The organism is Mycobacterium sp. TH-M106 (genome assembly GCF_057473765.1).
Window position 1 is genome coordinate 1 of the sequence record NZ_JBYCLE010000515.1, and the last position, 4,643, is coordinate 4,643.

Consider the following 4,643-nt stretch of genomic DNA (forward strand, 5'->3'; position numbering starts at 1 on the left):
CGCTCGGCGACTACCGGATGATGCCGCGCGCCACGTTCTGCCAGCCGCAGGTGGCCAGCTTCGGGCTCACCGAAGAGCAGGCCCGCACCGAAGGTTACGACGTCAGAATTGCCAAATTCCCGTTCAGCGCCAACGGCAAAGCGCAGGGCGTGGGTGACCCGAGCGGCTTCGTCAAACTGGTCGCCGACGCCCGCTACGGCGAGCTGCTCGGCGGACACCTGGTCGGCCACGACGTCTCCGAGTTGCTGCCCGAGCTCACCCTGGCGCAGAAGTGGGACCTGACCGCTGCCGAGCTGGCCCGCAACGTGCACACCCACCCGACGATGTCAGAGGCGCTGCAGGAGTGCTTCCATGGCCTGACCGGCCACATGATCAACTTCTGAGCACCAGATCGAAGACAGCCAACGCGACGGCCATGCCCGTCGCGTTGGCGAAGGCGTTCACCACGTCGTTGTCGATCCATCGGTACCCACCGGACAGTTCAGTCGGTACGCCACAGTGCTGTCGGTCCTCCACCACGGCATGACACGACGCACACACGAAACGGCCCTGCACGGCAGCGCCGAGCAGCGAGTCCAGCAGCGAGCCAGCGATCCCCGCCGCCAGCCCGGCGACGATGATGGTCGGATTCGCAGTGAGGGCGCCGACGGCCCCCACCGCCAGGCCGCCCAGCCCGGTTGCCGCGAAGCCCAACGGCGAAACGGCACCGGACGTGCCCTTGGGAACTCGCCGCCGAGTGCGCAGCGACACCGGCAGCTTCGCGGAGAAGCGGCCGATTTCAGACGCCCACGAGTCCGCGATGGAACCCGCGATGCCGCCGATGTAGACGACGAACCACAGCGGGTTGCGTGTCAGCGCATAACCGATAGCCGGAAGCACCAGCGGGAGCACACCGTTGACGACGACCTGGGGCAGCCCCCGTAGGCTTTCGGCTCGTTTCTCTTGCCGGTATGCCGTCAGGATGCTGGTCAGGATGAGAAATGTTGCCGCCGGAACGATCCAGAACCATCCACCGAGAGCGATCGCAACCGCCGCGACCAGCGCGGCGCCGATCGCGCCCGGTAGATCCAGCCATCGCAGCCGCACCATCGCCGGGGCCGTCACGCAGCCCACGATGGCTGCCACGAACCAGCGCAGCGCGTCCGCGGACGACAAGTCCTGCCCGACGTGCAACAGCAGAACAACCCACGGCGTGATCACCAAATTGTCCGCCGCGGGCAACACCAGCAGCTCGATGGACGCGGTTGTCAGCGCAACGAAGACCGAAACGGCCACAGCCACAACCAGGCTCGACCGGAAGCCGCCCAGGGTGAAGGCGAGTGAAATCCCGAATGTGACCACCGCGAAGACCGCCGCCCCCTCGAACGATCGCGCAGCGCCGCCGACGGTGACGCGACGGCGGCCGAAGCGGTGCCCGACCAGCGCGGCACCCGCGTCGGCCAGGCCCAACACCAAAACGCCTGCAGCGATGGCGATCCGGTCGGGCCAGAACACCGCAACGGCAATGAGAACACCGGCGGCGAATCCGACCAGCCCGTAATCGCGCTGCCGGGTGCCCTCGAGCACCTCGGAAAGCAAACCTTTCTCCACGACGAAGACCAGGGCGGCGACCGCCACGGTCAAAACCCCGATGAGCGCCGCTGAGCTAGAAAACCAGAAGGCCGAGGCCGCCGCGAACACGCCGCACAACGCATGCGGAATCTTGCGGGCGACCAGACGCCCGGCCCCCAGCCGGAGCAGCGTCGACCCGACTGCCGCGAGGACGGCGGCGAGAACGAGCGTCGCGCCGCCGGCGACGGCGATGTCGTGCCAAAGAAGAGTCGTCACCGCCGACCCAGCCAGGGTGCCCGACAACGCGGCCTACTCCTGGAAATCCAGCGGTACGCGCAGTGCGGCCAGGGTCGCCGCCAGCGCGTCATATTGGCCTGCCAACGTGACGAATTCGATCAGCTGCTGGCGGTCCAGGTGGGCGGCTAGCTGGGCCCAGGTGCCATCCGAGAGGGTGCGGGTGTCCAGCAGCTCGTCGGTCGCGGCGAGCAGCACACGCTGCCGTTCGGTCAGGCCGCCAGCGCCCGGGCCTTCGAGGATGCGCGCCTGGGCGGCGTCGTCGAACCCGGCCTTTCTGGCGATCCGGCGATGGTGCTGCAGCTCGTATCGGCTGTTGCGCAGCTGCGCTACCCGCAGGATCACCAGCTCGGTGTCGCGTTTGGGCAGTTTGCCACCGGACAGCAACAGCCCCGCCCACGGCAGCCAGCACCACATCAGCCGCTTGTGCTGGCCGAGCGTGGTGAACAGGTGTGCCTGCGGGACGAGTTGCCGGCGAGCGGCAAGCTTGCAGAACACCCAGTTGAAGACCCCCAGGTCGCGCAGCCGGGGGGTCGAGGGGATGCGGTCTGTCGCGCCGGTCTCGCACACCCGCGTCACCCTACCTGGCTGCGACGATGCCCCCTGCGTGGTCGGGCGGGCGAATCGGTATTTGGTGAGGTGATGCTGGTTTTGGCATGATCACGCTGGCCGGGAGACAGGGAGCGGGAGCACAGCATGGCAGGCGATGAATCGGCGCACCGCACCGGCGTGGCCGGTTTGGCGAAAGTCATGATGCCGGTCCCGGATCCGCACCCTGACGTTTTCGATCGGCAGTGGCCGCTGCGGGTCGCCGACATCGACCGGGAGGGCCGGCTGCGGTTGGACGCCGCCGCCAGGCACATCCAGGACGTCGGTCAGGACCAGCTGCGTGAACTGGGGTTCGAGGACACCCATCCACTGTGGATCGTGCGCCGCACCATGGTCGACCTCATCCGGCCGGTCGAGTTCAACGACATGCTGCGGCTGCGGCGCTGGTGTTCGGGCACGTCCAACCGCTGGTGTGAAATGCGGGTCCGCATCGACGGGAGGCGCGGGCACGGCCTCATCGAGTCCGAAGCGTTCTGGATCAACATCAACCGGGACACCCAGCTGCCGTCGCGGATCTCCGACGACTTCCTCGACGGCCTGCGCCGCACCACCAGCGTCGACCGGCTACGTTGGAAGGCCTACCTGAAGCCGGGCAGCCGTGAAGGCGCCGCCGAAATCCACGAGTACCCTATTCGGTTCACCGACATCGATCTGTTCGACCACATGAACAACTCTGTGTACTGGTCGGTGGTGGAGGACTACCTGTCCGGTTACCCGGAACTGCTGGCTGCGCCGCTGCGGATCACCCTCGAACACGACGCCCCGGTCGCACTCGGCGACAAGCTGGAAATCATCTCGCACGTCCACCCGCCGGGCTCCACCGACCGGTTCGGACCCGAACTGGTCGATCGCACCGTCAGAACGCTCACCTATGTGGTCGGTGACAAGACGAAAGCCGTCGCAGCGATCTTCCCACTGTTAAAGCCAGAACCGACACCAGGGTTGGAGGAAAAGAATTGAGTGACAACGTGATCCAACGGGTAGGGGTCGTCGGTGCCGGGCAGATGGGCGCCGGCATTGCCGAGGTCACCGCCCGCGCCGGCGTGGAGGTGACCGTCTTCGAGACCGCCGAGGAGCTGGTCGCTGCGGGCCGAAACCGCATCGTCACATCGTTGGACCGGGGGGTGAGCGCGGGCAAGGTCACCGAAAGCGAACGTGACGCCGCGACCGCGAAGCTGGCCTTCACCACCGACCTGGGCGACCTGGCTGACCGGCAACTGGTGATCGAGGCCGTCATCGAGGACGAAAAAGTCAAAGCGTCGATCTTCACCGAGTTGGACCGCGTGGTGACCGACCCGGCCGCGGTGCTGGCGTCGAACACCTCCAGCATCCCCATCATGAAACTGGCCGCGGCCACCAAGAATCCGGCGCGGGTGCTGGGCCTGCACTTCTTCAATCCGGTGCCGGTGCTGCCGCTGGTCGAACTGGTGAGCACGCTGGTCACCGACGAAGCCGCCGCCACCCGTGTCGAAGAGTTCGCCCGCGTCACGCTGGGCAAGGAGGTGGTGCGTTGCTCCGACCGGTCCGGTTTCGTGGTCAACGCACTGCTGGTGCCCTACCTGCTGTCGGCGATCCGGATGGTGGAGGCCGGCTTCGCCACCGCCGGCGACGTGGACAAGGCTGTGGTCGCCGGCCTTTCGCATCCGATGGGACCGCTGCGGCTGTCCGATCTGGTCGGTCTGGACACGCTCAAGCTGATCGCGGACAAGATGTTCGACGAGTTCAAGGAGCCGCTCTACGCTGCACCGCCGCTGCTGCTGCGGATGGTCGAAGCGGGTCTGCTGGGCAAGAAGTCCGGGCGGGGCTTTTACCGCTACTGACGGCCTACCGACTCCCCTCGCGCACCGGAGGCCGCAACCGCGGCGGGACTGGGGGCGGGTGCGGCTCGGCGTTGAACTGCTCCAGCGACCCGCCCGCCTCGACGATCCCGCACAGCGCGCTCCAGCTCAGCATGGTCAGATAATCGATCAGGTCGTCAGAGGGCATCCGCGGGTCCAGCAGCCACGAGTGGGTGGCCAGCTGGACGCCGCCGACGATCATGTACGCCCAGGCTTCGACGCCGCGGGTGTCCAACCCCACTTGCTTCATCCGTCGTCGCAGCATCACCGCGAGCATGCGGGCGATGATCCGCTCGGAGTCGGCGATCACCTTGCTCTTGCTGGCCGAGCTGTTGGCCATCACGAACCGGT

Annotated in this window: 4 protein-coding genes and 2 pseudogenes; 3 read left to right on the forward strand and 3 right to left on the reverse strand. The window is 67.1% G+C overall.

Annotation, left to right across the window (positions count from 1 at the left end; translation table 11 throughout):
• A pseudogene (locus AC2VOP_RS17970) lies at window positions 1-383 on the forward strand (dihydrolipoyl dehydrogenase); the annotation flags it as partial.
• Here AC2VOP_RS17970 and AC2VOP_RS17975 read toward each other — a convergent pair.
• The gene (locus tag AC2VOP_RS17975) at window positions 373-1,827 is read right to left on the reverse strand and encodes a DUF92 domain-containing protein (protein WP_486962224.1); all 1,455 of its coding nucleotides are present in this window, start codon (window positions 1,825-1,827) and stop codon (window positions 373-375) included. The pseudogene AC2VOP_RS17970 and the gene AC2VOP_RS17975 sit on opposite strands and share 11 nt — an antisense overlap.
• Before the next feature lie 33 nt (window positions 1,828-1,860).
• On the reverse strand, window positions 1,861-2,424 hold the full coding sequence (locus AC2VOP_RS17980) for a carboxymuconolactone decarboxylase family protein (RefSeq protein ID WP_486962225.1): 564 nt from the start codon (window positions 2,422-2,424) through the stop codon (window positions 1,861-1,863).
• A gap of 117 nt (window positions 2,425-2,541) precedes the next feature.
• Here AC2VOP_RS17980 and AC2VOP_RS17985 point away from each other — a divergent pair, with 117 nt between their 5' ends.
• Both AC2VOP_RS17985 and AC2VOP_RS17990 read left to right on the forward strand, forming a co-directional pair.
• The gene (locus AC2VOP_RS17985) at window positions 2,542-3,414 is read left to right on the forward strand and encodes an acyl-ACP thioesterase domain-containing protein (protein WP_486962226.1); all 873 of its coding nucleotides are present in this window, start codon (window positions 2,542-2,544) and stop codon (window positions 3,412-3,414) included.
• A complete protein-coding gene (locus tag AC2VOP_RS17990) occupies window positions 3,411-4,274 on the forward strand; it encodes a 3-hydroxybutyryl-CoA dehydrogenase (protein WP_486962227.1) in 864 nt (287 codons plus the stop codon). The genes AC2VOP_RS17985 and AC2VOP_RS17990 overlap by 4 nt, the downstream gene beginning before the upstream one ends.
• Window positions 4,275-4,278: 4 nt before the next feature.
• On the opposite strand, the pseudogene AC2VOP_RS17995 reads toward AC2VOP_RS17990, so the two are convergent.
• A pseudogene (locus AC2VOP_RS17995) lies at window positions 4,279-4,643 on the reverse strand (TetR/AcrR family transcriptional regulator); the annotation flags it as partial.